The sequence below is a fragment of the Pantoea sp. Seng genome, from assembly GCF_009829935.1.
GTDB classification, from domain to species: Bacteria; Pseudomonadota; Gammaproteobacteria; order Enterobacterales; family Enterobacteriaceae; genus Pantoea; species Pantoea communis.
Map to the genome: position 1 here is coordinate 1 of NZ_SZZV01000005.1, position 25,177 is coordinate 25,177.

Here is a 25,177-nt window from a genome sequence, read left to right on the forward strand (position 1 = left end):
TGATTACATCGAAATGTTTTATAACAGTAAGCGTCGGCATGGTTCTAGCGATCAGATGTCACCGACAGAATATGAAACCCAGTATTATCAACGGCTCGGAAGTGTCTAGATTATCCGTGGCGATTCATTGCCTGCTGACAACGACGTACAAAATCGAAATTTTTACGTCGTTATCCTGCCTGTTTATAAACATGCAGCAAGCGGCAACAGTTAGTACTATGCTGTAGGACGTTCATTCCACGCATCGGCATATTGAATGTTGCCATCAACAATGCGCCAGATGATTTTCTCATACTGCAGACTTACGCTTTCCGTATGATTTAGTTTGTCATTACCCGCTAGTTTCACCTTGGCCACGCCGCAGTTAACACCTGTGACTTTTACATTTTCCATCAGTACCGTGTAATAACATACCTCTTGGCCCGCATCGCTAATATTATAGAAGCGAAGTTCAGCGCTTTTTAGCGTCTGTCCGGTTGCTGCAGCTTTATACAAATAAGGCGTGGAGCTATCCACTTCTTTCTCAATCATCATTGATGAATGCTGACGTGTGCCGGTGATTCTACCGTTTGATCCATCTACCGGCAGGTTAATGCCGTGGCTCATGCCGATAATTTCAATGCTGCCTTCACGATCCTGAACATCGACAGACCCTTTTATATCTGCTCCACCATCGTCTTTTAGCCATATATACGGAGGGTTAGCATTTTACTTGCTCCTTGTTTTTTTAATTAACTTCGCGATTGTTAAGTAAACAGCTGTAGTGATGGACATCACGATTGAAAAATCAATGTAGAAATAGGCGTCGTAGAGGGTTTCAATATTGGAATCACCGCTGATAAATACGGCGACCTTTTGGGCGAAATCTTGAGAGATATACGTTTCAGCGCTACCTATCGATCTGCCGACAACAAGCGATAATAGTATAAAGAAAACGCATTTTGCGATTCTACGGGCAAGTATTTGAGCCATTGGCCACGACCTCAATTAATCCTCGGGCCATAAGCGAAGGCTTGCTTGGTACGGATACCATTGCAGTGTTCATAAACGCTGGCGGGTACGTGCATAATCTGCACTGTTAAGAATCAACTTTCCCTGAAGTGCCATTACCTGTCCCGAATTAAAAATCATGTAATAACTGAGGGTTATGTTACATAGGGTGAATTTTTAGGGCCAGTAATAATAATGGTGTGTTTTCAATTTTGCGTAGTCGCCCACACTATATCTTCTTCTGAGGGCCAGATTCGATATGGATACCGATTAATCCTTAATAATGAAAAAAATCGATTAAAAATTTTCGTAGTCGTTTACCTAAAGTGGTAATTAATTCTTCAACTGATAACTCAGGTTGTCAATCTAAAGGGGAATCCTTACATTAACAAATTCCGTCAGGCTTTCCCTACAAGACTTTAATCTAAAAATGATAATAAACAGATAATTCGTAATGTTGTCTTTAGTTATGTGTTTAATTAATAATTTATCGCGTAAGCGCTGTAAGGTACTTATGTTCTGTTGCTTGCTATTCTCAGTAATTTCTTGATTTTCAAATGCATGAGAACAGTAATTCAATTTCTTAAAAACACTTTTAACAATGGACGCGTTATTATGAATAAGCTCATTAAGTTTTCAATTGCCGCTGCGGTAGTGGCTCTGCTGTCTGGATGTACTGGAAGCGTGTACAACAAAGAAAAGAACTGTGATTACGATTATCTGCTTCATCCGGCTGTTTCTATCTCGAAAATTATTGGCGGTTGTGGACCAGTAGATAAATAGTCTGCATTGATGATTAGCGGCCAGTCACGCAGTTAACTGGCCGCAACACCTCTAAAATCCCTGAAGAATCTGAAAGATTAAATTACATCGTGTTGTTTTAAATGGTTTTTATTTAATGTTGAGAGTGTTAATCATAAGGATGGAAAGTTTATTGTTCTTTTATCTTGCAATGTTGCATTAGACATGCGTAAATGAACTTCAGTCTGATATGCAGACAGTTTCAAAGTTAGTTCACAGTTTATCTCTCATCTACGTCAGTGCCGAAAACAAGCCCTTTCTCTTTGAGTTTTATCTCAGTCCTGATTTTTCTCTGCGATTCAGTTTACTCAGCCTCACGGCAAAAAAGAAAAGGTATTAATTATGTTTAATAAAATTCTCGGTACTGTAAAGTGGTTTAATTCTGAAAAAGGTTTCGGTTTTATTACCCCTGAAAATGGCAGCAAAGATGTCTTCGTACATTTCTCTGCTATCACCGGTAGTGATTTCCGCTCCCTTGAAGAGGGTCAGCATGTTGAATTCTCCGTACAAGATGGACCGAAAGGCCCTTCAGCAATCAATGTTACAGGTCTCTAATATTAATTTGTTCACCTATTTTATGAGATGTCCTCAGTGTCAGGGCTCTCAATACCGTAAGTCAGTATTTGATGTCAGCCCCAAAAATCCTCACGGTGCGACCTGCATTTTCTGCAAGTCCTCGATGATTGAGCTTAAAAATATTGCTGCATAAACGCAGGTTTGCACTCCTTTTCGTGTAACGTCCTCACGCTGTATCTGAACGACAACCCCGCGTTATAACTCGAGCTGAATCGGCTCGATATCGCCATTCTGCTGTGCCGGCTGCGCGCAGCAGATTAATACTTCCCCCTCTGCCACACTGGCACTCGGCGCCGTCGGGTAGGTTACCGATCCCTTTAGAATCCGCGTTTTACACGATCCGCAATGTCCTTCACGACAGCTGTATTCCGGGCTAAGACCGCGTGCTTCGGCCAGTTCCAGCAGCGATCCGCTATTTGGTGTCCAGCGCGCCTCTTTGGCTGAATTCATGAACATCACGGGTATGGATTGAGTCGAAATCGGAAGTAAGGTTTTTTCTGTTTGCTGCACATCCATGCGACGCTGCAGCGAGGACGGGCCAAAGGCTTCGGCGTGAATGCGTTTATCGGCGATATTGTAGCTGCGCAGCCCGTCATATAACGCCTGAGTAAATTGCGGCGGGCCACACAGATAAAAGTCGTAGTCGTTAAAGGGCAGCACCTGTGAAAGCAGCGCCATATCGATGCGTCCGGCGACATCGTAATCGAATCCCGGTTCTGCATCTTCTGGCAGGCTTAACACGCGCACCAGTTTGAATGCGCCCTGTGAGACCGCCAGCAACGCATCTAGTTCACGGACAAAAGGGCGTTCCGCTTTGTTGCGCGCGGACTGGAAAAAGTAGGTCGGGCGCATGCGCTGTTTGCGGCGTCCTTCATAAACCAGATGGCGCAGCATCGCCAGCATCGGGGTGATGCCGACGCCCGCCGCCATCAACACCGCTGGGCGTGTCTCTTGCGCATCGATAGTGAAATCACCGGCTGGCGCACGGGTATCAATTCGATCACCAACCCGAAGATGTTCGTGCAGATAGCACGAGACCACGCCATCGCGTTTGACGCTGATGCGATAAAAACCGTCCGACGGCGCAACCGACAGGGTGTAGTGACGAATCAGCGGTTTGTCTGTACCAGGCAACTGCACGCGAATCGGCAAGTGCTGCCCGGCCTGATGCGCCAGCAAACTGGCACCATCATCAGGCATCAGATGAAACGAGCGAATCGATGCGCTCTCATCGACAATCTTCGTCACCCTAAAAGGCCGCCAGCGTCGCGCCAGTTCGCTGGCACGCAGGCGTTCGGCAGCCGATTGCCAGTCACCCGTCATTTCTGATGCCGGTGAGATACCTTCCAGTTCCGTTTCCCAGCGCAAGGCGAGAGCGGCATGACGTCGCATGATGCGGCGCGGGCGGAATGTCCACAACCGTTCGGCGCCCTGGAATGCAGCGATCTCCGGCGAGTCGAGGATTACGCTGGCATCGCCGGTCATTTGCAGCGTATCGCCGCTGTGGTAATCGACAAACAGCAGACCGGCTTTCCCGTTCTGGTGGATGTTGCCGAGCGTGGAGAAGAAGAGGTTGCCGTTAAAATCGGGAATGGTCAGCAGGCCATCTTCATCGACTCTAACAAAGCCGGGTTTGCCGCCGCGATGCGAGGCATCAACCTGATGCTCGGCATAAGTCGCAACGTAAAACGTATCGGCGGTGGCGATGGTGGTGCGGGCTGCCTCATCGAGCTTGCTCAGCTCCTCAACCTCACCGGTAGCCGGCTCATTGGGCGAACGAGCAAAGCGGAAATCGCGCAGCTGAATATAGCGCGGACAGTTGCCGAAACTCTGCTCCACCTGTACCCGAAAGCCACCGCCAATCGCACTCAACATGCCATTCATGCGGTTACGGCGACGGGTGTGCAACTCAATGCCGAGCAGGCCAACCGGATCGCCATCGGTGAACCCGGCTGCAGCCGGATCGCGGGCATCCGGCTGGGCGGCAATATCCAGCGTGGTGGCATTGGGCGAGAAAATAAAACCGGGCTGGCCTTCCAGCAGCGTAACCCAGGCATCGCCTTGCGTATCCACGCTGCCCACCACAATAAACGGCAATTGCGCGTAGAAGTCGCGGTGCTGGTCGGGCATAAAATCGCGAATCACACGCTGACCGACCTCCGCCATGCGTTCGGCCACGCCCGCTTGCTGCTGCAGGGCTATTTCACCTGCATGCCATACCGGAAGTTTCTCGCCCATGATAGTTAACTCACGCGATGCTGCGCAGACCGGCAGCGGTTTGCGGGAAGGGAACAAAGCCCGGCAACGCTTCAATACGGCGTAACAGCGCATTGACCGCCGGATAGCCAGAGAGATCCACATTGCCTTCCGGCGCGCCGATCAGGTAGCTGTACTGAGCGATGTCCGCGATGGTTGGGCGATCGCCGACCAGCCATTCACGTCCTGTCAGATGTTGATCCATCAGCGCCAAAATGGTGTGCGCACGGGCGATCACTTCGTCAGGGTTGAACGGGCGGCCAAAAACGGTAATCAAGCGTGCCGCACAAGGGCCATAAGCCAGTTCGCCTGCCGCCACCGATAACCAGCGCTGTACCTGCGCCGCGCCCAGCGCATCTTCGGGCAGCCACTCACTGCGGCCTGATTTTTTCGCCAGATAAACCAGAATGGCGTTGGAGTCGGAGATATACACGCCGTCATCTTCCAGCACCGGCACCTGGCCGAATGGGTTGATGGCGAGAAACGCCGGGGATTTGTGTTCACCGTTAGCGAGATCAACATCAATCACCTCGTGTGGCAGGTCGAGCAGGGACAGGAACAGACGTGCACGGTGCGCATGACCAGAAAGCGGGAAGTGGTAGAGTTTCATCATCAGTGTCCTTTAGTGGTGGCCGGGATGATCCCGAACCCTGTCTAAAGGTTGGCACAGCCTGTGGCGCGGCAGAATAGCCGGGTTTGCGAAGTCATTATTGCGAAAAATGGAAGAATGGCGGGCAATGCGACTACATGGCGACCCTGCAGAATCGTTAAACCTATTTTGCAGGGCGCGCAGTCATGTGTATCGCTATTGCCGCGCAGGGGTTGGCCGGAAATTATGAAACTACCGCACTCCCTGCTACAGCCTGAGCCTGCTGTTCGCTTTGCTGTTCTTCGCGCTGTTTCAAACGATCCCATACGCGGAAGAACGGATAGTAGATCACCATCGAGATCGCCAGATTAATCACCTGTAACACGGTGCCTGAAATGTGCCCGCCGGTAGCCAGATAACCGCTGACAAATATCGGCGTGGTAAACGGCAGGGCGATGCCAGCTGGCGGGGCAACCAGTCCGGTGGTCATGGCAGCCCATGAGACAATCACCAGCACCACCGGGGTGAGAATAAACGGCAGGAACAGGTACGGGTTCATCACCAGCGGAATGCCAAATACCAATGGCTCGCTGATGTTGAACAGCGCGGCGGGTCCGGCAATCTTACCCAGCTGTTTCATCTGGCGGCTGCGAGAGCGGATCAGCATAAAGATCACCAGACTCAGCAACGCGCCAGTGCCGCCGGGCGCAATCCACAGATCATAAAACTGCTGCGTGAAGATGTGCGGAATCGGCTGGTTATGCTGGAACGCTTCGAGGTTTTCACTCATGTTGGAGAGCCAGACCGGCTGAATAAACACCAGCACAATGGCATCGCCGTGCAATCCCAGCGTCCAGAGAATACCGATCAGCAGCACCGAGAAGATCATGCCCGGCAGAGTGCCGCCAACGTGGTGCATCGGCAATCCAATCACGGTGGCGATCAGGTTGTTGATGTCGCCAAACGGCGAGGCTTCCACTGCCAGACGGATGATCAGCACCACCGCCAGCACGCAGAACCCCGGTACCAGCGCGAGGAAGGATTTTGCCACCGCAGGCGGCACGCCTTCCGGCATCTTAATCACCAGATTGCGGCTGTGGACGAAGCGATAAATCTCCGTCGACATCAGCGCAATCACAATGGCCACGAACAAGCCCTGGCTGCCAATCATCGAGATCGGCAGGACGCCGGTCACCAGCTGTGCGGGCGCATTTTCCACCGGGGCAAATAGCGTCTGCTGCGGAATGGTCATCACAAAAGCCACTAATGCCATGGCGCCGCTGGTGAGCGGATCCAGCGTGCGGTACTTCTCCGCCAGACGATAGGCGATGCCGAAGCTGGAAATCAGCGCCATGATGTCGTAGGTAGCACGAACCGGATAGAGCAGTTTGTTGCGCCAGGTATCGCCAAACAGATCCGCCATCAAATGGCCCCAGGCCGGAATCGGCAGGTAGGCGAAGATCAGAAAGAAACTGCCAATCAGCATAAACGGCATGTTGAGAATGATGCCGTCACGCACCGAGAGCACATGCTTTTGTCCGGCGACTTTCAGCGCTGCAGGCAACACATAACGTTCAATAAGAGTACGGTTGGACACAGGGCCTCCTCAGGCTCAATGGCACAACAAAATGATAATAAGCGGTCCATTTGCACCAACGCCAGCGGCGGATAATTCGCGCCACGAGCGTTGGTGCAGGTGACCTGACATTGCCAGATGCCCTCAATTGCGCAGCGGCACGTTTTATCGGGCATATCTGGAGCCGCATTCTCGCGATTGCACCGCTACGGCGCTATTGAGCCGATGAGAACTGCGGCAACCACGGCTTGTTCAGGGTTAACACTTCGTCCAGCAGGGCTTCTGCTGTCGCGACATCACCCACCAGTGGGCTGCCCAACAGTGCCAGCAAAGCCTGATTACGATCGCCATGTACCGCCGCTTCGATGGTTAAGCGTTCGAAAGCTTTAATCTGCTGTGTCAGGCCGTTCATCAACGGTGGCAACTCGCCAAACATTAACGGGTGCGCGCCCTGAGCATCTACCAGGCAGTTCACTTCCACCACCGCGTCATCGGGCAGGCCTTGAATCGCGCCGTTATTGCGGCAGTTCACCACCAGATTCTTGCCACTGTTGTTGTGAATCGCGCTGATGAGTTCAACCGCCACTTCAGAGTAATAAGCACCGCCGCGGAAACTCAGTTGCTCCGGTTTGTGCGCCAGATGCGGATCGGCATACAGCGCGAACAGCTCCGCTTCAACCTTCATCACTTGCTCAGCGCGGGTGCCTTCATGACCGTTTTTAGCTTTCTCCTGTTCTTCAGCCAGCATCTGCGGCGTCTGCCAGTAATAGCGATGATACGGGCAGGGAATGGCATTCAGCGCCCGCAGAAACTGCGGTGACCACGGCATATCTTTAATATTGTTCATGGTCAGCGACTGGCCATCACACAGTTGGTCAATCACCTGTTTGGTGACATCTTCGCCACGGCAAGTGACCTGATGCACCCACACCAGATGATTGAGCCCGGCAAAGCGCAACTGCACATCATCCCATGGCGCGTCGAGCATACCGGCAATCATATGATGCATATTCACCGGTACGTTACACAGGCCGATGATTTTGGCGTTGCTGTAACGCGATACCGCTTCAGTGACGATCCCGGCGGGATTGGTGAAGTTAATGATAAAGGCATCGGGCGCCAGCTCTTCCACTTTCCGCGCCACGTTCAGCATCACCGGAATGGTGCGCAGGGCTTTGGCAAAACCGCCCACGCCCGTGGTTTCCTGGCCGAGACGACCGTATTTCAGGCCAAGGCGTTCATCAGTTGCGCGCGCCGCCAGCTGGCCGACACGCAGCTGGGTTAGCACGAAACTGGCACCACGGATGGCATCATCCAGCTCAAAGTGCACGCTGACGTTGACCTGCTCTAATCCCTTCTTCTGCAGCATGCGGCGGGTGAGGTCGGCAATAATATTCACTTTCTCCCGACCCGATTCCACATCCACCAGCGCCAGTTCAGTCACCGGCAACTGCGCGTAACGGTTGATGATTCCTTCGACCAGTTCCGGTGAGTAGCTGCTGCCACCACCAATAATTGCCATCTTAAGCATCGGTTCCTCCTGCCGCAGTGCGGCGGTAGAGTTCAATGATTTCGCCCGCCAGATCCTGCACTAGCATGGCGTTCATCAGGTGATCCTGGGCATGTACCAAAATCAGGGTGACGGGCAGTTTGCCGCTGCCTTCATCGAGACTGATCAATGCCGTCTGCTGCTGATGCGCGCCATTGACGCTCTCTTTCGCCGCCATGAGCTGTTGCTCGGCAGCAGCAAACTGGCCCTCGCGCGCCAATCGCAGGGCGCTCAGTGCTGCACTGCGAGCGGCACCGGCCTGTACCAGCAGCAGCATGATCTGTTCTTCAAACTCGATAACCACTTCTTCGGACATGCAGAATCCCCCACAGCACAAGGCCGTGTTTATTTTGGTCAGTTTGGGTAAAACGGAGGTATTACGAGGTGTGCAACGCCAGGGCGGTATCCAGCACCTGTTCGCCACGCATCATGCCGTAATCCATCATGTCGATGACGGCGACCGCTTTGCCTTGTGGCTCGGCGATGGCAGTCAGTCGGGCGGCTTCAAACTTTACTTGCGGGCCGAGCAGCACCACGTCGGCATCCGGCAGGATGCGTTCGAATTCCGCCACCGGCACCGCTTTGATATCAATTGTCAGTCCGCGCCCCTGAGCGGCGCTCTGCATTTTGTTGACCAGCATGCTGGTGGACATCCCTGCAGCACAGCAAAGTACGATACGCATATGATTTCCTCCTGTGATTTGTCGGGGCCATTAAAGACCCGTGTTGAAGACGGTGTAAATACCCTCCGGACAGATGGTTTTCTGATGAATGAATAATTAACGATTTAAAATTAATGAGTTATGCTCTGATTGCTTGTGAAAATATTTTTCATGACTGTGATCGGTGCTGTAATTTATCGTTAACATAAGCGGTTTTTAACGCTGGTAGTGGTGGAATTGCTGAAAAAAAACTCACACTGAAAAATATTTTCATGCATGATGAGTGTTCGCAACGAGAGTATGTGGTGAGCGGATGGATATTGTCTGGCAACTGCGGCAGCAATCGGCACGCGCGGATGCGCCGGAATCTAAGCTGGCGCGTTTTATTCTGGAAAATTTGCACGTCAGCACGCAGGCGACAATGGAAAGTCTGGCAACGCAGGCAGGGGTGAGTCCTGAAGTCCTGCGCCGCTTTGCGGTATCGGCAGGCTGTCGCGATCTGGATGATTTCCTGCATCAGGTGCGCAAAGCAGGACAGCAGGAAGGGGCATTTCTCGATGTCATCCGGCAGCGCCAGTCATCGCTGAGCCAGCAGGAAAACCGTGTGGCGCTGGCAATTCTTAACGATATCGCGTTTGCCGCCTCGGCCACCATCGAGCAATTAGCCGGACGCGCCGAAGTCAGTGCGGCCACCATTACCCGCTTTGCCCGTTCTGTGGGTTGTGAAGATATTCGCGAATTGCGTATGCGATTGGCCAGGGCCAGTTCGGTGCCTTCAACCCCAACCGCCCAGGGTATTCCGCAGCTGGAGGCGATTCATCAGGCGCTAGCCCAGCAGTGGACACTGGCTGAAACCGAGACCTGGGAGCGGGCGGCGCGAATGCTAGTTAAAGCTCGCAGCGTGCTGTTAATTGGTGCGGCAGGGCAGACCACGCCACTGGTGGCTGAAGTACACCAACGATTAACGGCGACAGGTCTGGCGCTGGCATGGATTCAGGACGATAACCTGTTGCGTATGACGTTAAGCCGATTGCAGCCGGATGATTTACTGCTGATCCTCGCGCCGGATGCGGTGAACAGCAGCGTGCTCAGCGCTGTGCATCATGCGCATATCCAAAAAACGCCGGTGATTGCCATCTGCCCGACTAAGCTGGATCTGGCGAGTCAGGCTGATATTTGGTTACCGTTGCCGGATGAACAGCAGGCGCGCAGCTATGGCATTCTCTGCGCGCTGGATCGGCTGGAAATGGCGCTTAGGTCATTTTAGCGCGTAGATTTCTGATATCAGGGTGCTGCCATCTTGCAGTACCACTTCAACTGGCACACGCTGATAGCCTTCGCCCTCAAACTCATCAAGCATCGACCAGTGTGCGGAAAGGTTATCCGAACTGAAGACAAAGCCGTTAACCTGCGCGCCATCTGCAGAGAGTTCAATACCAGGAAAACCCATCGCTGCGCCCCAGCCCGCTTCACGTAGATTGCCCAGCACGTAACCTTGCTGCCAGCTTCCGCCAATATTTTCCATTATATGCGAATTAGGGCGGCCTGGACCGAGCGTGCCGTAAATGAAGAGACTATGCATTAACTACCTCAGCAATTAGGGAAAGGCATCAAATCTAGCGCGAGAGGTGAGGTTAGCCAATGGAGTGCAACGTCTGCCCGATTAGTGAAAAGTAAAGCAGACGTTACAGGTTTCTGATTTAGAGGTAATTCAACACGAATGTTGCCGTGGCAGTAAATTGTCCGTGTCCAATTCGTTTGTTAAGAATCGCATTAGGTTCCCCCTGCACATAGGCCTGAAATGCCAGCACCATATCGCCAGCCTGCAATTTTTTCGCAGGTGCTGCTATATTAATTCCTATCGTTGAACCGTCAATACTTTCAATTCCGATCGCAACTCCACTGGCAACACTTCCCGGATCGAGGCGCAAAAATCCCGGCAAAGAGGTATTTTCTGTGCCTTGAAAAGTCACTTCAACTTCGTTATAGACACTGATGTCACAGTCTTCTAGATGAATCTTTAATGGTCTGCTGGGTGTGCGAGTATAGCGATACAGAAATTTATCGATCACCTCCTCGAAATCTAGCTTAATTAATTCATCCCCCGGACGTATGAAGCAGGGTGTATCAACAAGCGTCCCACGCATAATAAGATTTTCTGCAGCGAAGGCTCGCGCAGGAAGCATCACTCCAAAGCCCGGTGTGCATAGGATAATTAACAATGTAATGATTCGCTTCATAACTTGCCCTATTGATAATCAGCGATGATGGTCGCCTGAGATGTAAAAGGGCCTGCGGTAGGTAAGGAGGCCGGATTAGCAACAGGGACGACAGTCAAAGTCGGCGGCCGTAACAAGTTGATTGAAATTAATTGATTAATACGTAATGGAGAGCCATTTTGCTCAACCCTGATGCCTAAACCACTTTTATTTGTGACAATAGCCGTATTATCAAAGCTTGCTGCAGTTCCCTGAACGGCTAAACGCACGCTTCCGGTTCCCGAACAAGTTACGGTATACGGTACAGTTTGACGATATTTGTTACCATCGATACCGCGAATAATTACAGTATCGAAGTCTATTTCAATGAGCCCGCCCCTGTTGATTTCACACGGAATAGACTCCACGAGAGTTCCCCTAAAGTTGACATTTATTGCTTTTGCCAATGAAGCAAACATCAATAAACATGTAAATAAAATTATCTGTTTCCTGTTGGGTTTTTTTATCTTATTCATTTATTATTCCTATTGATAATCAACCAGCAGTGTTGACGTTGCAGTGAAGGCGCCACCCGTGACGATACCACTTCTATTTTTAATCAAAACCGCACTCAATGACGGTCTGGCAGGATCGGTAAAATTGTGCCAGCTATTCACTGCCATCTTTGTCCCGTTACTTTTTAATTCAATAGCAAGATTGGCTTTGCTTGTACCCAGTACTGTCGTATCAAAAGAAGCACCGCCTCCTAAAATTTGCATCTTGAGTGCCTTCGAAGTACCCGCTGAACAGTCAAGTACATAGGGTATAGGACGTTCATAAATACGACTGTCAATGCGTGAGACAATAATATCGTTACCAAAATCAATTGGAATATCTCTATTTCCATTGACGATGCAAGGCGGCGCTAAGACTTTGACTTTGACCGTGGCAGTCGTCGAGAATGCCAGTGCGGAGTTAGACAATGTCAGTGGCCAAAAATAAACTGCCATAGCGCACCAGAGCCCCATTGCACGGACTTTATTTCCTGAGTGCAGACTAATCATAATTCAACCTGAAGTTCACATTGGCTGAATAAACGCCTGCGCGCAGTTCGTCACGAGTTCGCTCCGCTGCAATGTAATAGATTACAACGTTATTGGCCGGTGTTAATAACAAGGGTTTTCCTTTTTGCCCAAGGATAACGTTATTACGATGCGCATCTTTTAAGCGCAATCCCATCCCGTCGACGCCCTGTGCTTTGATCAATTGAGGATTCACTAAGTCTTCAACTGCGGTGAAGGTGAAGGAAACCGCGGGTTGACTGGCATTCCATGCAAGATTTCCCCTCGTATCGCGATTCGCAGAGGATGTGCGTAGGCAGTCATGTAAGTAGAGGGCAATAGGGACTAAATTGCCATTGTCACCGGGGCGCTGTAAGTCGGCTGTGGCGACATTGCCTAAAGATACAGATTGGTCGGCAGACCGCATATCCAACCGGCATGCACTTTCGGTCAAAGTACCGTGCGCGCGGATAACGCCGTAATTGCCATCGACCAGACCATCAGTAAATCCTGCCTGTGTGATAGAAGAAAATAACAGTGTGCCAGCCAGGAGCGCTGAGCCTTGCACGTTCCTGATAATCACTGCCGGGCGCGCGGTAAAGACGATTTTTTGCATGAGTTTCTTTCCTGATTATTTAGGTGTTGCGCGCTTACTGGTATCGACATTGCAAACATTGCCGCTGCATTTAAAGGTTAGTGCTGTCTGGCCGCCGTAATCATTGACGTAGACCAATACCGGAGTAGCACCCAATGCCGCTGCGCTGCCACCCAATACAGTCTGGTTTTTAGGCGAAATCATCAATGCATCAAACCCTTTAATGACATCACCCTCTTTTTTGGCGCTGGCACCAATTAGCGTGATGTAATAGGGCGTTGGATTGATCACGGTATATTTATCGCCACTTTTACTTAGGGTTATTTTTTCCTGAAAAGGCAACGCATGCTGTGCCGCTGCTGCCTCTGCTAATGAAGCCGGACGGTAAAATAGTTTGATGCGCGTTTGCAGAGCAATTTGCAAAACATTTGGTTTATCGCTTTTAGGAGGAATCTCTCTCAGATTAAAATAAAACAGTGACTCACGATCCTGAGGTAATTTTTTGAAAGATTCCGCTGAAGTCAGCGCCTGCACTTTTACCTGGCTTTCAGCTTTGGGTTCAATGCGCTGTACCGGTGGCACCACGGTGAGTGGACTGCTGGTATTGAGCTTTTCACCTTGTTCGTCTTCCAGCCAACCTTGCGCTAAATAAGGCAGTTCCGTGTTTTGGTTGCTGACCGTCAAACTGACTGATTTCTCTGAACCAGGAAATATGACCCGCGTTCGGTCGAGTGAAATAGCTGCTGATACCGAATGAGTGATCAGGCTTATAGTGGTTGCCGTAAAGATGAAAGCTATATTTTTTCTGTTCATTATTTTCCTGCAGAGTCAGTTGGTGGATGAATTCTTTTATAACTGCGATATGAGTTCGCATGGAAGTAATATGTTGCTCATCATGTTTGATGGCAGGTTTTTAGGTAGCGATATTTTGCATTGTTCTTCATTATTCCAGCGCACTACCATTGTTTCACCCGAATTAATTCCACTGAGATAGACGTTGCCATCGTCATTTACGATACCGGCTTCCTGATTTTTCATATTTAAAATGGTGGCGCCGAAAGGCGGAGCAGAACCATCGGCCAGGCGTATGACCGCCATCGCTTTCTCACCAGAAATAACGTTGAATGCACGATAGCCGATTGCCCCTTCTGTCAGCGTTCCCTGCACTATGGATTGCGGGGCTTCTACGTTATCTGCCAACTTATCAACATTGATGCGCACACTGTTGCGATAGTAACTGCTGATATCACTCACAACAGCTTTGCCAAATTGGTTGGTGTAAGCGGCATTGCCATAGGCTCCCACTGGCACACCTGCCACGCCACCGGTATCAACCAGCATACGTGTGCCTCCTAAAATATTGGTGCGATGCAATGCGCCGCCCTGCGCAGTGAGTGTGGCACCACCTTGTATGGAAGCGCTCAGAGCACTGTACTGACCCTCGCGATAGCTCGCCGAACTGTTAATCTGCGCGAGAGTGCCATTATGGGTGTAGTAGCCACTGAGATCGGCACCCTGACGTGCAACACCGGTGCTGACTTGATAAGAATCTGACGTGCCGATCCGGCTGTAATAACTCGCACTCTGGCGGTTATCGCCTTTGGAATGGGAGCCGTTGTAACTTACTGTGCCAGACTCACCCCACGGCAATGACAGCGACATATACATGCCGTCATCGTTGGTGTTATTAAATTTATTGCGATAGGCGGTCAGTGACAGGCTGAGATTTCGGAAGCGACCCAGATCGAAAAAGCGTGAGAGTGATAAGTCATAACGATCGTTCGCGGCCTGATTCCAGTAGGTCTGGTGGTTGTAATTCAAATACGCTGTCAGATTCAGCGATTCAAATTGCTGGTTGAGCGAGATGGTGTACATCTCTTTGCTGCGACCAGCACTGATGTCTCCGTCAAGGGAATCCAGATATTCGGCCATTGAGCGATAGCCGCTATCAGAGAAACGGTAACCGGCAAATGTGACCTGACTGCCCGTCTCCTCGAAGCGTTTGGCATAACTCAGGCGATAAGAACCACCACGTTGGACGTCCAGATTAGGCGCTTTGGCCTGCGACATCGTGACATCCGTTGATAGCGCGCCCAGTGACAAAAGGTCACGACCTAATCCCATTGATAGCGCGTTATATTCCTCGCCCCCAATGCCTCCGCCATAAAGCGACCAACCGTTACTGATACCCCAGGAAAACTCTCCGGCAGCGAACAGAGGGCCCTCTACGCGGTGCTTCCAGTCGCTGGGTTTTCCGATGGTTGTTTTGTAACGTATCTGGCCCGGACGGGTAAGATAGGGGATGGTTGCGGTACTCACCTGATATTGCGTGACGCTGCCATCCTGCTCTTCCACACGAACATCAAGATTGCCGGAAACAGCGCTATCAAGATCCTGAATGCGGTAGGGACCGGCCGCGACCTGCACCTCTTTAATGATGCGGCCTTGTTGGCTGATGATGACCTTCGCATTGCTTTTCGCCACACCACTCACTTCCGGGGCGTAGCCGCGCAGGTTCGGTGGCAACATATTGTCGTCGGTGATCAAGCTTAAGCCGGTATAACGGAAGCTGTCGAAAATGGAAGAGCTAAGATAACCTTCGCCCAGACTGAGTTTCGCGCCGATTTTACTCAGGGCGCGATAGGCATAGAAACGGCTCCAATCCCAGCTATGGGTGTCTGCCTCATGATTCTTGCCGCTGCGACGGTCGTAACGCGCCTGCCAATCTGCGCGCAAACGCCATTCCTCGAAATTCGCACCGCTGGTACCGTTGCCTGACAAATTGGTGCCACTTCCTCCACCCGCGCCGTTTTGTTGCAGGGATTGCAGGTTGAGATTGTAATCAAATAGCGCGCCGGAAATCCCCTCTTCCCAACGAGCGGGGGGATCCCAATACGGGCTGCTGTACTCTAAGTAAGCTTGCGGAATACTCACGAACAGCGTCGATTTGCCTAAATCGCCACGCGCCTCCATCCCTGGGATGCTCTCCAGCGCAAGGCATTGTCCATCCCGCCACCATGTGAGTTTGGCTAAAGAGGATTCCTTGATCCCAAATTGCGACAACATTTCGGGTGTCACACAGGCAACCGTTTCATTGGCATCCTGTTCGGAAGGATAGAAATGAATCTGTCTCTCAGAAAGGGGGATCGCATTCAGGTTTATAGAGAGAGAATAAGTTCCGGGTAGAATAAAACCTTTACGTGAAAACTGACTGAGATCGATATTGCTACGATCTTTAAGATCGAGAACATCCGTATTGAACTGCACTTCGTTAGCTGCAATCGATGATGTCAGTTTTCCGATGAATAAGAGTATCCCAATAGCGGTAAGACAAAAGATTGAAGCCACTTGACGCGGAAGGCATAACAGCATGATCGCGAGCCTCATTAATTATAATCTATTCTGAATCGAATCGTTAATTGGTGATCGCCAGCTTGTAATATTTCCTGGTTGCCGACTAAGTTCAGGGTGTATTTAAGGTGCATGTTATCTGCCATGAGATCTCTTTCTGGCAGATGTACGCCCGGTGATGCCACGTTGCCCAAATGGTCACTGATTCTTAAAGCGACACCGCTGGCCATACCTGAGGTTTTAAAATGGCCTTTATCCTCCTCACCATCGAACATGACTTTAAAATTTTTCCAGTCAGGTTTACTGGGGTCTAATCGAGTGAGGGTGCAACCAAATAAGCGAATAGAAAACTCTTTCTTTGGTCCTTGTCCTTCAAGAATGATTTTGCTGACAGGATGATTTCCCATAAAAAGGGTCTGGTCGCGATCGCCGACTTCAATTGCGCAAGGAGTTTCAACTATTGAACCAGTCATATTCACGCGGCCAAATCCTTCAGCGTTTGCAAATGATTTTTTTGTTATTAGCAAAACACCTAAAAGTAAAAAATAGACGGCCGAATATCGTGAGGATAATGACTTAAATAACATTTGCGCACTCCAGAATAGAGGAGAGAAAAAACCTGCGGCAGGCTCGCCGCAGGTTAGTAAGAGTGTTATTGATTAGTTGTAATTCAGTACAAAGTTGGCAGGAACCTGGAACGTACCCGGTACGATTGTGGCTGCTGCACCACCACCTTGAACGCGTGCAGCGAAGGTCAGGGTGTTATTGCCATTGATAACGGTCTGGCCAGTGGACGCGGTGTTCAGTTTAACTTTAACGCCATCACCATCAGTCAGTACGATAGAAGCACCACTGGCATCACCACCGACCAGAGCCAGGCTATCAGTGTCATGTGGAGAGGCTGCTCCGGTAAAGGTGACGCTGACTTTATCTTTCGTTCCTGGTGTAGTGATGACGCAATCTTCCAATTCAATGTGGAAAGGCTTAGGGCTGGAAGAACCGGTGTTGCCATTGGCCGCCAGTGCCACATTAGAAATGGCGCCTAGTGGGACAGTTTGGTCTAAAGAACCCGGTGCAATTGAGCAAGGCGCATCGATAATAGAACCGGTAAAGGTGACTTTACCGGTGCCACCTGCAGCGTAGACAGAGGAAGCGGTAAACAGGCTTAATACAGACAGAGCGATAATACACTTTTTCATTTAATATCTTCCATTTTGGTTTGTATCCATATTTTCTTGTTTTAAGAAATATGCTTTCACTGAGATTTCATCCGGCGTTTGAGCGATGAGTTACGCCTTTGATATGAAGAAATATCAGTATTTACACACTGCTATCAGGTGCTCCTTAAACATGCAAATTCAGATCTGCATGATTTATTTACCTGAGCTTTTGTTTTATTTTTCATTGCGTCGTTGGAAGGTATTATGGGCAGGTGGTCCTTTATTGAAAATAAGATTTATTTTCTGTTGGTGTAGTGAGCGAATGGGGTGTTTGTAAGGGGTGTATTACAAGCGAAGTGATAAGCATTAATGAGAAGAGGTTTCTCATCTTTCTAAATGTGAATGGCCTATTGGTCCAATTGATGAAAACTATAACATCGCGAGCGTGATATTAATGTGAGCAGAGTCGTAAATATTACGAGATCAGTTAAGTATGTTTACTAAAAGATAAAATATCTTCATCTTTAAAATGTTAATAAGACTGCCCACAGCAAACCCCGCGCGGGCAACTTTGTTGTTAACGGCTCAGCACCTGCGCACCAGCATTTTTCTCCAGCCGCCAGACATCAAACAGAGACATCAACACCAATAAAGCCACACCTGCAAATGCGATGTGAATATCATTCTGCTCAATGGTTGCATGATCATGCCACAGCATGGCTCCGCGTAAGAACAGGGCGGCTAGCGCAATGCCGGCGCTCATGCTGAACTGGAAGAAAATACTAAACACCACAGACGCATCACTCATTTTCGCTTGTGGCACATCAGCAAAACCCAAACTGTTGTAGCAGCTGAACTGCAGCGAGCGCGACAAGCCCCCGATAAACAGAATCCCAGCAATCGCAAAGTACCCATGTGAAGGGCTGAGCAGCAAGCAGCCCAGCATTGCGCCCAAGCTGATGACGCCGTTAACCATCAATACCCGCCGGAAGCCAAAGCGTTTCATCAGCCAGGTGGTCGCGGGTTTCATTGCCAGATTGCCGGCAAATACCCACAGCACCATGGCGCCTGCCTGCGCGGCGCTCCAGCCAAATCCAAGCTGAAACAGCAATGGCAACAGAAAAGGGACGGCATTAATGGATGCGCGGAACAGTGATCCCCCGACAACGGCATTTCTGAAAGTATCAATAGTCATGGCACTGAACGGCAACAGCGGTTGCGGATGGCTGAAGCTGTGGCGATAGGCCAGCACACTGCACAACATGCCAAGCAACAGCAATGGAATGCCAAGGCTGAGATGCATTTGTCCTAGCGCTTCCAGGGAGATAATCAGCGCCGTGCAGGCGGTAGCGGTCAGCACAAATCCGCGCACATCAAACGGACGCGGTTGTTCTGCTTTAAACTGGGGCACCAGATAAACGGTGGCAATAATGGCGATAATGCCGAGTGGGATATTGAGCCAGAAGATCCACGGCCAATGTCCGTAAGTCACTATTAAGCCACCGAGCGGTGGACCGAGCACCGGGGCAATCAATCCCGGCCAGGTAATAAAGGCGATGGTTTTCACCATGTCTTTTTTTTCGGTCACACGGAGCACTACCATACGACCGACTGGCACCATCATCGCGCCACCAATGCCCTGCAAAACGCGGCTTAACGTGAACATTGGCAGGGTATCGCTGAGTCCACACAGTATCGACGCAACAGTAAATACCAGAATCGCACAGGCAAACACCGTGCGTGCTCCGTAGCGTTCCGCTAACCAGCCACTCATCGGAATACCCACCGCTACTGCCAGTAAATAAGCACTCACACCCACGTTAAGCGCCACCGGGCTAGCAGCGAAATCGCGCGCCATTTGTGGAATAGCAGTGGTAATGACGGTGGCGTCGAGGTTTTCCATAAAAAAGGTGACTGCAACCAGCAGTGCGAGCAGCAACGTTCTGTTAGCTGGGATGCCATTCTGCGTCATAACGCCATTCCTTTCTCTTCCATGTGAATCAGGATTAGGGAGAGAATAGTTTCGGGCGCAATCGTTTTCTATGCAAGTGTAGCGATAAAAAACCCGGCTGTTGCCGGGCTGTGAGAATAGAGGATAAATGCAGCCTTCATAAAAGCGGCTTCAAGGTAGGTTGATCACGATGGCGCCGCTGCCACTCTTATCTCCGGGCGTAGGGTTAGTTGCACTCAGAGTAGAGGTTACGGTATGGGTTGATATGCCGTTGGGTAGATAAATGGATCCTAAGCCACGGCCATCAAAGGTCAGAGTAGAACTCACTCCGCCGCCCATATTAATTGCGCCCCCCAAACTGGCGATATTGGCTGAGGTTGCGCGGTTACAGTTCACATTGATTGAGACACTGTCTTGTTTTCCATTGACCTTGTCAGCCTGGAGCGTGCCGTGATCGATGTTGGGTGAGCTTGAAAAAGCACAGCTGGTGGGGACGGGAGGGAAAGATACGGGGCGGCAAGAAGTGCCTGGTTGGTTTCGATAAAGGTAACCGAGATTATTTTGGGCTCCACCAATGCATACAGAATAAGGACCTGGACCCAATGGTAATGGAGAAGAAATATTCGCACTGGAGGGATAGGTTCTTAAAAAAGCAGTGTTGGCATTTGACCAAGTGTCAGTGCCGATGCCAGAGGTGCTCAACAATATGCGTGCTGGCCTGGCTTCAGTGCTGTTCACGACCCAAATTCCGAAATCACAATATCGCGTTCCACATCCAATTGCCGCAGTCGAGTTACCGCCCGATGCACTGTAGCTTATGTTTACGGAAAAGGAACCATCAGGGACATTCGCATTGGAAATGGTGATAATTGATCTGGCTTGTAGAGGGATAATATAAATAATTATTGAAAGAAATAGATATGATATTTTCATTTTATCCCAGGTAATAAAGATGGTTGTTTCGATAAAGTAAAATTGAGATGTCTTTTAGTTAGAAGGGTAAGATGCATCCCAGTTGGCTGTTTTTTATTATGGTTAATGAGTGATGATGAGAACATCAGTAGGGGATTTTAAGCTTGTACTTCTTTTCCATTTATTTTGTAATGCAAATCTTACGAATGTTTTAAAGCTCAAGAATGATGTTCTAATCAAAGCATTCCATCTATCAACAATCTTGCCCCTCACCAGCCTTGTGGCCCATTGGCCGAGCGCGAGCGTTTAATGGCAAATGGAAAGAGATCCCGAAGGATCTCTCTGCATCCTCACCCTTACGCCGTCTCAGCCACTTTCGCTTTGGCTTCAATAAACTGCACCACAGCGCGGGTCACATCAGCGGTATTAGCCGTACCACCGATATCCGGCGTCAAAATGCCTTTCTCACACACATATTCGATCCCAGCCATGATCAACGCTGCCGCATTATGTTCGCCCAGATGTTCCAGCATCTGCACCGCTGTCCAGAAGGTCGCAATCGGGTTGGCGATGCCTTTGCCGGTAATATCAAATGCTGAGCCATGAATCGGTTCGAACATCGACGGGAAGCGGCGTTCCGGATCGATGTTAGCGGTCGGAGCCACGCCCAGACTGCCCGCCAGAGCACCGGCCAGATCGGAGAGGATATCGGCGTGCAGGTTGGTGGCAACGATGGTATCCAGCGTCTGCGGATGCAGCGTCATGCGGTGCGTCATCGCATCGACTAGCATCTTGTCCCACTGCACATCCGGGAATTCCAGCGCCACTTCAGCGGCAATCTCATCCCACATCACCATGCCGTGACGCTGGGCGTTGGATTTGGTCACCACGGTCAGCAGTTTGCGCGGACGCGACTGTGCCAGTTTAAAGGCATAACGCATGATGCGGGTGACACCAACGCGCGTGAAGATCGCCACTTCGGTGCCCACTTCTTCCGGCAAGCCACGGTGCGCACGACCGCCGTTGCCTGAGTATTCACCTTCCGAGTTCTCACGCACGATAACCCAATCGAGATCGCCCGGACCGCGATTGCGCAGCGGCGAGGTCACGCCCGGCAGGATCTTAGTTGGACGCACGTTGGCGTACTGGTCGAAGCCCTGGCAAATCGGCAGACGCAGGCCCCACAAGGTGATGTGGTCTGGCACATCCGGTGCACCTACCGCGCCGAAGTAAATCGCATCGAATTTTTTCAGCGTGTTCAGGCCATCTTCGGACATCATCACGCCATGCTGTTTGTAGTAATCCGAACCCCAGTCAAAAGTTTCAATCTCAAACTTCAGTTGTTCATCGTGGCGCGCTACAGCGTGCAACACTTCCACGCCTGCCGAAATCACTTCCGGACCGATACCGTCAGCGGGAATGGCAGCAATTTTGTAATTACGCATGGTTATTTCTCCAGTCAATGAGTATGAGGATGAGGAATCTCTGCCGTTTGCGGCTTATTCGCCCCGGCAGAAAGAATCAGGACCACGAGGGCGGAGAGCGCCAGTAATCCGGCGACAAAGTACAACCCCCAGGTGTAGCTACCGGTTTGCTGACGGATGACACCAATCATCATCGGGCCGACAAAACCGCCGAGGTTGCCTAGGGAGTTTATGGTGGCGATACCCGCTGCCGCTGCCGGGCCACTGAGGAACAGGGTTGGCATGCTCCACAGTGGCGGTTTTGAGGCGCTGATCCCCACGGTGACCAGCGTCAGGGCGATAATCACGGTAAACAGCGTGCTGACGTTACCGGCGTAAATCAGCCCGACTGCGGCCAGTAGACAGGCACCCATCACGTGCCAACTGCGCTCTTTGGTGCGGTCGGAATGACGTGCCCACAGGATCATGGCGATGACGCCGATCACGGCCGGGAAGGCGTTGAGGAAACCGATCTCCAGCGAGGAAGCGCCAAAGCTGCGAATGATTTGCGGTGACCAAATGCCGAGCGTATACAACCCGGCGGAGGTGCCGAAGTAGACCAGCGCCAGAGCCAGCACACGCTTATCGGCCAGCCCGCGCCATGCGCTGCTGTGACTCTGTTTAGTCGCCCGCGCTTGCTCTTCAGCCTGCATGGTGTTCTCCAGCCACGCGCGCTCTTCGTCAGTCAGCCATTTGGCTTTGGCCGGACGGTCGGTGAGGAAGAACAGCACCACCACGCCGAGCACCAGGGCGGGGATGGCTTCCAGCACAAACATCCACTGCCAGCCTGCGTAGCCCAGGAAGCCATGCATTTCCAGCAAGGCAGCGGAAATCGGCGATCCCAGCGCGGTCGAGAGTGGCGCCGCGGCCATGAAAATGGCCGTGACCTGCGCCCGTTTTGCTGCCGGGAACCAGTAGCTGAGATAGAGGATGATGCCGGGGAAGAAACCGGCTTCTGCCACACCGAGCAGGAATCGCAGGGTGTAGAAACTGGTGGTGCCTTGCACGAAGGCCATGCAGCCGGAGACCAATCCCCAGGTGATCATCACACGGGCAATCCAGATACGCGCACCCACTTTATGCAGAATTAAGTTCGAGGGGACTTCAAATAAAAAATAACCGAGGAAAAAGATCCCGGCGCCCAAACCAAATACCGTGGGCGAGAATCCTAAATCCTGATTCATGGTTAACGCGGCAAAACCAATGTTGACGCGATCGAGAAAAGCGATGAAATAGAGCAGCATGATGAAGGGCACAATGCGTAACGTCACTTTACGCATCACCCTTTTTTCGAGGTGAGAGTTCATATTAAAGTGCTCCAGATTGTGTAGGGTAGTGTTATTTTTTTGTCATCGAGTTCAGTATGCAGTTTTGACTTGGCGAATCATTAATCGTGGATTATATAAAGTATTTGAATAATCGAATGGCGAGGAAAATGTGGATATAAATCAACTGCGTTGTTTTGTCACAGTGGGTAAAGAACTCCATTTCGGCCGGGCGGCCCAAAGACTGGAAATGATGCCTGCGTCACTTTCTCGCTTTATCCGAATACTCGAAGAGGACCTGGGCGTGCGCTTATTGAACCGATCAACGCGCAATGTTTCATTAACAGCGGAAGGGGCGATATTTTTTGATGAAGCCAGTAAACTTATTGATCAATTTGATGCCCTGGCGCGTAGATTTAAATCAGGATTAAAAGATGAGCGTCGTACATTACGTATTGGCGCAATTGATAGTGCGGCGCGTGGATTAGTGCCCGCCTTGTTAAACTTATTTGTTCCCCTTTATCCCACCAGTGATATTCATATTATTGAAGATAAGACCATTAATCTGATTCCGAAGTTAAAATCAGGCTGGCTGGATATGATTATAATTCGTGCGCCGCAGGTGATGGATGCATCATTGGCCATCCGTTTTATCACGCGCGAAAGCTGCGTACTGGCAGTGCCGTTGAATCATCCACTGGCCAGCCGATCGCGCGTGGCCGTCGAGGATTTTCAGCATGAAGCGATGATTATTCCCGACCGACGTACCCGACCACACAGTCACGATCTCACCATGAGTTTGTTTAAACTGGCGGGATTAACGCCTCACATCGCGCAGTTTGCTGAAGAGAAGCAGACCATTTTGAGTCTGGTCAGCGCGGGATTGGGCCTGGCGGTGGTGCCAGCATCCTATCGCACCATGAACAGCGACAGCGTCAGCTATATCCCGCTGGAGCTGCCAGAGCAAATAAAGGGCCTGCCGCTGAGTATTGCCTGGCAAAAAGGCAATGAAGATGATTATTTACGTGAGATGCTGCGCCTGTTAAATGACAACAAGCGCGAACTTACGCAAAAACTTTAATTGTGAATTAACTAAACTCCGATTCCGGCGGGCAGTTCTCGCGAATATAAATATTAAACGGCGTATAGCTCCCAGGAGATTTATCGCTTTCCAGCCGATTAAAATGCACCGCAATAATCTCCAGCGCGCGTCGCGCTTCTTCGTGCGGATTCTGATCGATAATCACATCAATCACCCCTTCGCGCAGCATGCGGCGACGTTCAGTGGTGAGTTCATGGGTGATCAACACCATCTGCTGCTCCAGTCCGAGAGATCTTATTGCCTGGGTAATATTGGTGTTACCCGCTGAAACGTTATAAATGCCACGAATATTCGGATTGTTTTGCAATGCGCGGCGTACCACTTCGCCCGCCCGCGTTTGGTCCTCGCCGCTTTCCAGCGTCTCGCTGATGGCAAACTGCGGGAAGCGCTCTCGCAGCACCGAGCGGAATCCCATCTCTCGTTCCTCGTGCCCGATCATGTGCTGCATCCCCAATACCACCAGCACATCACCGCCCTGGCTGCCGCAAAATCGGCCCATTAATTCCCCGGCGGCGCGGCCCATCTGACGGTTGTCCGGCCCTACATAGGCAATGCGCCCGCTGGTTGGAATATCAGTGACCAGTGTCACCACCGGGGTTTTAGTGGATATCTGTCGTAGCGCTTCCGCGACATCAGGATCGTTCGGGCACACCACAATCATCGCGTCATTCACCGAAGCAATCTGATGAATCTGTTTGATGGTGCCCTGTGGTTTAGTCAGGTCGAGATAGTGAATAAAGCAGTTGAGGCGCATATCCGACAGGGTGGCGCCAATATCGGCGAACGCATTGCGCAGCCCGCGATAAAACGGATTATTCGGTGATTGCATCAATACCGCCACGCGCAGCATCGGCAAATAGCCGCGAAACAGTACGCGATCGACATTGAGCTTGTTGGCCCACTCCAGCACTTTGGCTTCCCTGGCGGGCGAGACGCCGCCACGTCGATTCATCACCCTGTCCACGGTACTCAAACTGACGCCCGCTGCTGCAGCGATCTGATCCAACGTGGTTTTCTTGATATCGCTCACATTAACCGTCCATTTTGATGGGAACCCCTCATTGAGTGAATGTTTACCGCCAATTCAGCATTTGATCAAGATTTCAGCACCAATTAATTT

26 protein-coding genes and 2 pseudogenes are annotated in these 25,177 nt (G+C 50.8%); 6 read left to right on the forward strand and 22 right to left on the reverse strand.

Features of this window, described 5'->3' with window-relative positions:
- Nucleotides 1-109 (forward strand): IS3 family transposase (locus FD737_RS06110; RefSeq protein ID WP_160832988.1); only part of this gene is annotated, 109 nt, incomplete at its 5' end.
- A 107-nt stretch (nucleotides 110-216) separates the two neighbouring features.
- Here FD737_RS06110 and FD737_RS06115 read toward each other — a convergent pair.
- Nucleotides 217-699: pseudogene (locus tag FD737_RS06115) on the reverse strand (Hcp family type VI secretion system effector); the annotation flags it as partial.
- A 250-nt stretch (nucleotides 700-949) separates the two neighbouring features.
- Nucleotides 950-1,051, reverse strand: a pseudogene (locus tag FD737_RS24110) (DUF2778 domain-containing protein); the annotation flags it as partial.
- 554 nt (nucleotides 1,052-1,605) lie between these two features.
- On the opposite strand from FD737_RS24110, the gene FD737_RS06120 reads away from it, so the two are divergent.
- The 3 genes from FD737_RS06120 to FD737_RS23820 all read left to right on the forward strand — a co-directional run bounded on the left by FD737_RS06120 (nucleotide 1,606) and on the right by FD737_RS23820 (nucleotide 2,500).
- Nucleotides 1,606-1,773, forward strand: coding sequence for a YhfL family protein (locus FD737_RS06120; protein ID WP_064511320.1), 168 nt, complete (start codon nucleotides 1,606-1,608; stop codon nucleotides 1,771-1,773).
- A gap of 360 nt (nucleotides 1,774-2,133) precedes the next feature.
- Nucleotides 2,134-2,346, forward strand: a complete 213-nt coding sequence (locus FD737_RS06125) for a cold shock domain-containing protein (protein WP_160832989.1) — start codon at nucleotides 2,134-2,136, stop codon at nucleotides 2,344-2,346.
- A 22-nt stretch (nucleotides 2,347-2,368) separates the two neighbouring features.
- A complete protein-coding gene (locus FD737_RS23820) occupies nucleotides 2,369-2,500 on the forward strand; it encodes a hypothetical protein (protein WP_370523022.1) in 132 nt (43 codons plus the stop codon).
- Nucleotides 2,501-2,562: 62 nt separating this feature from the next.
- On the opposite strand, the gene FD737_RS06130 is transcribed toward FD737_RS23820, so the two are convergent.
- From FD737_RS06130 to FD737_RS06155, 6 genes are all read right to left on the reverse strand, one after another.
- A complete protein-coding gene (locus FD737_RS06130; RefSeq protein ID WP_160832990.1) occupies nucleotides 2,563-4,605 on the reverse strand; it encodes a pyridoxamine 5'-phosphate oxidase family protein in 2,043 nt (680 codons plus the stop codon).
- 10 nt (nucleotides 4,606-4,615) lie between these two features.
- Nucleotides 4,616-5,233, reverse strand: a complete 618-nt coding sequence (locus FD737_RS06135; RefSeq protein ID WP_160833122.1) for a glutathione S-transferase family protein — start codon at nucleotides 5,231-5,233, stop codon at nucleotides 4,616-4,618.
- Nucleotides 5,234-5,456: 223 nt separating this feature from the next.
- On the reverse strand, nucleotides 5,457-6,809 hold the full coding sequence (gene celB / locus FD737_RS06140) for a PTS cellobiose transporter subunit IIC (protein ID WP_160832991.1): 1,353 nt from the start codon (nucleotides 6,807-6,809) through the stop codon (nucleotides 5,457-5,459).
- A gap of 193 nt (nucleotides 6,810-7,002) precedes the next feature.
- Nucleotides 7,003-8,319 carry a 6-phospho-beta-glucosidase gene (locus tag FD737_RS06145; RefSeq protein WP_160832992.1) on the reverse strand — a complete coding sequence of 439 codons (1,317 nt, stop codon included), beginning with the start codon at nucleotides 8,317-8,319 and terminating at the stop codon, nucleotides 7,003-7,005.
- Nucleotides 8,312-8,653: a PTS lactose/cellobiose transporter subunit IIA gene (locus FD737_RS06150; protein ID WP_034823342.1), complete on the reverse strand. Its 342-nt coding sequence runs from the start codon at nucleotides 8,651-8,653 to the stop codon at nucleotides 8,312-8,314. Before FD737_RS06150 ends, FD737_RS06145 begins: the two co-directional genes overlap by 8 nt.
- A 61-nt stretch (nucleotides 8,654-8,714) precedes the next feature.
- The gene (locus FD737_RS06155; protein WP_160832993.1) at nucleotides 8,715-9,020 is read right to left on the reverse strand and encodes a PTS sugar transporter subunit IIB; all 306 of its coding nucleotides are present in this window, start codon (nucleotides 9,018-9,020) and stop codon (nucleotides 8,715-8,717) included.
- Between the two features lie 292 nt (nucleotides 9,021-9,312).
- Here FD737_RS06155 and FD737_RS06160 point away from each other — a divergent pair, with 292 nt between their 5' ends.
- Nucleotides 9,313-10,266, forward strand: a complete 954-nt coding sequence (locus FD737_RS06160; protein ID WP_160832994.1) for a MurR/RpiR family transcriptional regulator — start codon at nucleotides 9,313-9,315, stop codon at nucleotides 10,264-10,266.
- Here FD737_RS06160 and FD737_RS06165 read toward each other — a convergent pair.
- From FD737_RS06165 to FD737_RS06225, 13 genes are all read right to left on the reverse strand, one after another.
- The gene (locus tag FD737_RS06165; protein WP_160832995.1) at nucleotides 10,258-10,581 is read right to left on the reverse strand and encodes a gamma-glutamylcyclotransferase family protein; all 324 of its coding nucleotides are present in this window, start codon (nucleotides 10,579-10,581) and stop codon (nucleotides 10,258-10,260) included. The genes FD737_RS06160 and FD737_RS06165 overlap by 9 nt on opposite strands.
- Nucleotides 10,582-10,699: 118 nt before the next feature.
- Complete coding sequence (locus tag FD737_RS06170; protein ID WP_237448750.1) at nucleotides 10,700-11,239, reverse strand: fimbrial protein; 540 nt, start codon at nucleotides 11,237-11,239, stop codon at nucleotides 10,700-10,702.
- Between the two features lie 8 nt (nucleotides 11,240-11,247).
- Nucleotides 11,248-11,733 carry a fimbrial protein gene (locus FD737_RS06175; protein WP_160832996.1) on the reverse strand — a complete coding sequence of 162 codons (486 nt, stop codon included), beginning with the start codon at nucleotides 11,731-11,733 and terminating at the stop codon, nucleotides 11,248-11,250.
- A 9-nt stretch (nucleotides 11,734-11,742) separates the two neighbouring features.
- The gene (locus FD737_RS06180; protein WP_160832997.1) at nucleotides 11,743-12,261 is read right to left on the reverse strand and encodes a fimbrial protein; all 519 of its coding nucleotides are present in this window, start codon (nucleotides 12,259-12,261) and stop codon (nucleotides 11,743-11,745) included.
- On the reverse strand, nucleotides 12,254-12,874 hold the full coding sequence (locus FD737_RS06185) for a fimbrial protein (protein WP_160832998.1): 621 nt from the start codon (nucleotides 12,872-12,874) through the stop codon (nucleotides 12,254-12,256). The genes FD737_RS06180 and FD737_RS06185 overlap by 8 nt, the downstream gene beginning before the upstream one ends.
- Nucleotides 12,875-12,889: 15 nt before the next feature.
- Nucleotides 12,890-13,666, reverse strand: a complete 777-nt coding sequence (locus FD737_RS06190; RefSeq protein ID WP_160832999.1) for a fimbria/pilus periplasmic chaperone — start codon at nucleotides 13,664-13,666, stop codon at nucleotides 12,890-12,892.
- A gap of 36 nt (nucleotides 13,667-13,702) precedes the next feature.
- A complete protein-coding gene (locus FD737_RS06195) occupies nucleotides 13,703-16,225 on the reverse strand; it encodes an outer membrane usher protein (protein ID WP_160833000.1) in 2,523 nt (840 codons plus the stop codon).
- A 14-nt stretch (nucleotides 16,226-16,239) separates the two neighbouring features.
- On the reverse strand, nucleotides 16,240-16,791 hold the full coding sequence (locus FD737_RS06200) for a fimbrial protein (protein WP_160833001.1): 552 nt from the start codon (nucleotides 16,789-16,791) through the stop codon (nucleotides 16,240-16,242).
- 72 nt (nucleotides 16,792-16,863) lie between these two features.
- Nucleotides 16,864-17,403, reverse strand: coding sequence for a fimbrial protein (locus FD737_RS06205; protein ID WP_160833002.1), 540 nt, complete (start codon nucleotides 17,401-17,403; stop codon nucleotides 16,864-16,866).
- A gap of 538 nt (nucleotides 17,404-17,941) precedes the next feature.
- Nucleotides 17,942-19,336, reverse strand: coding sequence for an MFS transporter (locus FD737_RS06210; protein ID WP_160833003.1), 1,395 nt, complete (start codon nucleotides 19,334-19,336; stop codon nucleotides 17,942-17,944).
- 150 nt (nucleotides 19,337-19,486) lie between these two features.
- Nucleotides 19,487-20,248: a spore coat protein U domain-containing protein gene (locus FD737_RS06215; RefSeq protein ID WP_160833004.1), complete on the reverse strand. Its 762-nt coding sequence runs from the start codon at nucleotides 20,246-20,248 to the stop codon at nucleotides 19,487-19,489.
- A gap of 335 nt (nucleotides 20,249-20,583) precedes the next feature.
- Nucleotides 20,584-21,672: a tartrate dehydrogenase gene (locus tag FD737_RS06220; protein WP_160833005.1), complete on the reverse strand. Its 1,089-nt coding sequence runs from the start codon at nucleotides 21,670-21,672 to the stop codon at nucleotides 20,584-20,586.
- Nucleotides 21,673-21,686: 14 nt separating this feature from the next.
- Nucleotides 21,687-22,997, reverse strand: coding sequence for an MFS transporter (locus FD737_RS06225; RefSeq protein WP_160833006.1), 1,311 nt, complete (start codon nucleotides 22,995-22,997; stop codon nucleotides 21,687-21,689).
- A gap of 130 nt (nucleotides 22,998-23,127) precedes the next feature.
- Here FD737_RS06225 and FD737_RS06230 point away from each other — a divergent pair, with 130 nt between their 5' ends.
- A complete protein-coding gene (locus FD737_RS06230; RefSeq protein ID WP_160833007.1) occupies nucleotides 23,128-24,036 on the forward strand; it encodes a LysR family transcriptional regulator in 909 nt (302 codons plus the stop codon).
- A gap of 7 nt (nucleotides 24,037-24,043) precedes the next feature.
- Here the strand turns inward: FD737_RS06230 and FD737_RS06235 are convergent, their stop codons facing one another.
- Nucleotides 24,044-25,087 carry a LacI family DNA-binding transcriptional regulator gene (locus FD737_RS06235; protein ID WP_160833008.1) on the reverse strand — a complete coding sequence of 348 codons (1,044 nt, stop codon included), beginning with the start codon at nucleotides 25,085-25,087 and terminating at the stop codon, nucleotides 24,044-24,046.
- Nucleotides 25,088-25,177: the final 90 nt, after the last annotated feature.

What these genes read in the sequence shown, in the direction of transcription:
- FD737_RS06175 (WP_160832996.1), bottom strand. Translation starts at nt 11,733, where the DNA reads ATGAATAAGATAAAAAAACCCAACAGGAAACAGATAATTTTATTTACA.
- FD737_RS06225 (WP_160833006.1), bottom strand. Translation starts at nt 22,997, where the DNA reads ATGAACTCTCACCTCGAAAAAAGGGTGATGCGTAAAGTGACGTTACGC.
- FD737_RS06125 (WP_160832989.1), top strand. Translation starts at nt 2,134, where the DNA reads ATGTTTAATAAAATTCTCGGTACTGTAAAGTGGTTTAATTCTGAAAAA.
- FD737_RS06170 (WP_237448750.1), bottom strand. Translation starts at nt 11,239, where the DNA reads ATGAAGCGAATCATTACATTGTTAATTATCCTATGCACACCGGGCTTT.
- FD737_RS06155 (WP_160832993.1), bottom strand. Translation starts at nt 9,020, where the DNA reads ATGCGTATCGTACTTTGCTGTGCTGCAGGGATGTCCACCAGCATGCTG.
- FD737_RS06160 (WP_160832994.1), top strand. Translation starts at nt 9,313, where the DNA reads ATGGATATTGTCTGGCAACTGCGGCAGCAATCGGCACGCGCGGATGCG.
- FD737_RS06165 (WP_160832995.1), bottom strand. Translation starts at nt 10,581, where the DNA reads ATGCATAGTCTCTTCATTTACGGCACGCTCGGTCCAGGCCGCCCTAAT.
- FD737_RS06210 (WP_160833003.1), bottom strand. Translation starts at nt 19,336, where the DNA reads ATGACGCAGAATGGCATCCCAGCTAACAGAACGTTGCTGCTCGCACTG.
- FD737_RS06215 (WP_160833004.1), bottom strand. Translation starts at nt 20,248, where the DNA reads ATGAAAATATCATATCTATTTCTTTCAATAATTATTTATATTATCCCT.
- FD737_RS06120 (WP_064511320.1), top strand. Translation starts at nt 1,606, where the DNA reads ATGAATAAGCTCATTAAGTTTTCAATTGCCGCTGCGGTAGTGGCTCTG.
- FD737_RS06135 (WP_160833122.1), bottom strand. Translation starts at nt 5,233, where the DNA reads ATGAAACTCTACCACTTCCCGCTTTCTGGTCATGCGCACCGTGCACGT.
- FD737_RS06180 (WP_160832997.1), bottom strand. Translation starts at nt 12,261, where the DNA reads ATGATTAGTCTGCACTCAGGAAATAAAGTCCGTGCAATGGGGCTCTGG.
- FD737_RS06200 (WP_160833001.1), bottom strand. Translation starts at nt 16,791, where the DNA reads ATGTTATTTAAGTCATTATCCTCACGATATTCGGCCGTCTATTTTTTA.
- FD737_RS23820 (WP_370523022.1), top strand. Translation starts at nt 2,369, where the DNA reads ATGAGATGTCCTCAGTGTCAGGGCTCTCAATACCGTAAGTCAGTATTT.
- FD737_RS06190 (WP_160832999.1), bottom strand. Translation starts at nt 13,666, where the DNA reads ATGAACAGAAAAAATATAGCTTTCATCTTTACGGCAACCACTATAAGC.
- FD737_RS06195 (WP_160833000.1), bottom strand. Translation starts at nt 16,225, where the DNA reads ATGCTGTTATGCCTTCCGCGTCAAGTGGCTTCAATCTTTTGTCTTACC.
- FD737_RS06220 (WP_160833005.1), bottom strand. Translation starts at nt 21,672, where the DNA reads ATGCGTAATTACAAAATTGCTGCCATTCCCGCTGACGGTATCGGTCCG.
- FD737_RS06150 (WP_034823342.1), bottom strand. Translation starts at nt 8,653, where the DNA reads ATGTCCGAAGAAGTGGTTATCGAGTTTGAAGAACAGATCATGCTGCTG.
- FD737_RS06205 (WP_160833002.1), bottom strand. Translation starts at nt 17,403, where the DNA reads ATGAAAAAGTGTATTATCGCTCTGTCTGTATTAAGCCTGTTTACCGCT.
- FD737_RS06145 (WP_160832992.1), bottom strand. Translation starts at nt 8,319, where the DNA reads ATGCTTAAGATGGCAATTATTGGTGGTGGCAGCAGCTACTCACCGGAA.
- FD737_RS06185 (WP_160832998.1), bottom strand. Translation starts at nt 12,874, where the DNA reads ATGCAAAAAATCGTCTTTACCGCGCGCCCGGCAGTGATTATCAGGAAC.
- FD737_RS06130 (WP_160832990.1), bottom strand. Translation starts at nt 4,605, where the DNA reads ATGGGCGAGAAACTTCCGGTATGGCATGCAGGTGAAATAGCCCTGCAG.